Below are 1,592 nucleotides of genomic sequence, written 5' to 3' on the forward strand. Positions count from 1 at the left end.
GACCAGGCACGGGCTACCATAAACGTCAATGTGGTTGATGATGTGCCCGTGGCCGGGGGTACGGCTGTTCATGCCACACTGGATGAAGATGATATTGCCTTTGGCGATACGGTGGGGACCCACCCTTGGGATGGTAATGATGACGGCTCGTTTACAATTCTTCCTAAAGATGGTGTTGCCAACCAGGCTTATACCCGTGGCACGCTCGCAAGCACCGTTGACTTTGGTGCCGATGGCTCGGCTTCAACGGCGCAATTTGCCTTTACAGCGGATGCTGTAGCGACCTTCAACGCTTTAGGGCTGCAAAGCGGCGGCGTTGTGGTGCAGTTCAAAATGGTGGGTGATACGCTTGTAGGCTATAAGCACATTGATAATGGTAGTGTGGATGGGCAGGACTATCCGGTTCTCTCGCTGGCGCTTGACCCGGCAACCGGTGCTTTTGTCTACAGCCAGTTCTCCCAGCTTGACCATGTGCATGGCAACGGCGAGAACACAAAGCTGCAGCTGGAAAATGGCAGTATCGATGCCCTTGATTTCGGGCGTGTCATTAGCGCTCGTGATGGCGATGGCGACACGGTTTCCTTGAGCGGCAAGTTCACCATCACCGTTCGCGATGATGTGCCCGATCCGCAAATCACACCCGTCAACGGGGCCGAGCTGCGTATAGATGAAAGCGCAGGCAAGCAAGATAGCGACAGTACCTCCTCCAGTTTGAAGTCCCTGTTTAGCAAGTTGCGTGATATTCCAGAGGGCGAGATGGGGGCGCAATACGCGCGCACCATGCTGCTGGAAGAGCCGGCCGGTAATATGCGTGCCGGGGCCGATGGCTTGAGCAAAGGTGCTTACACACTCAAGCTCACCAGCACCTCGCCAATACTGGACTTTAAAACCACAGATGGTCAGGAGATCCGCCTCAAAGTCGAGATGGTCAACGGCCAGAGCATGATTGTCGGCCGGGTTATCAATCACTTTGGTTCTTCAGGAGATGCTGCGTTTGCCATTCATCTGGACGATCAGGGGCAAGTCTCCGTGGCGCAGTTCATGCCTTTGGATCATCCCGATACAGGCAACCCTGATGACAGTCTTGATCTGACCGGACTGGTTGAAGTCAAGCTTGATGTCACGGATGGCGATGGCGATCATGGCGGCAACAGCTTGCAGATTGGCCATTTGATTTCCTTTGATGATGACGGGCCAAGTCTTGATAACCTGAGCCAACCGCTGCAGGTGGATGAGGATGATCTGCCCAATGGCAGTGATGGGGATAAAGAACCGCTTGTGGTGCGTGGTGATTTGCAGCTTGACTTTGGCGCTGATGGTGCTGCCAACGACCAGCCGCTCAGCTTTGATGTGCCCGTGGGCCTACAAAGCGGCATGACGTCTGCCGGTGTCACGCTGTTCTACAGCCTATCGGATGATGGCAGCTCGTTAACAGCAACCGCTGGTGAAGGCGGGCCGCTGGTGTTTAGCGTGGAACTCGATGCCAGCCAGCAAGGCTACACATTCACGCTGCACGGGCCGCTTGATCACGGGGCTGCGGGGGAAGATGTGCTTGGCCTTGGCTTTGACATCATCGCAACCGATGGCGATGG

General features: G+C 55.5%; 1 protein-coding gene. It reads left to right on the forward strand.

What is annotated here, in order from left to right; genetic code table 11:
• Positions 1 to 1,592 (forward strand): DUF5801 repeats-in-toxin domain-containing protein (locus AYK67_RS17235; protein ID WP_208976313.1); only part of this gene is annotated, 1,592 nt, incomplete at both ends.

Source organism: Polycladidibacter stylochi (genome assembly GCF_001562055.1).
Lineage (GTDB): Bacteria > Pseudomonadota > Alphaproteobacteria > Rhizobiales > Stappiaceae > Pseudovibrio > Pseudovibrio stylochi.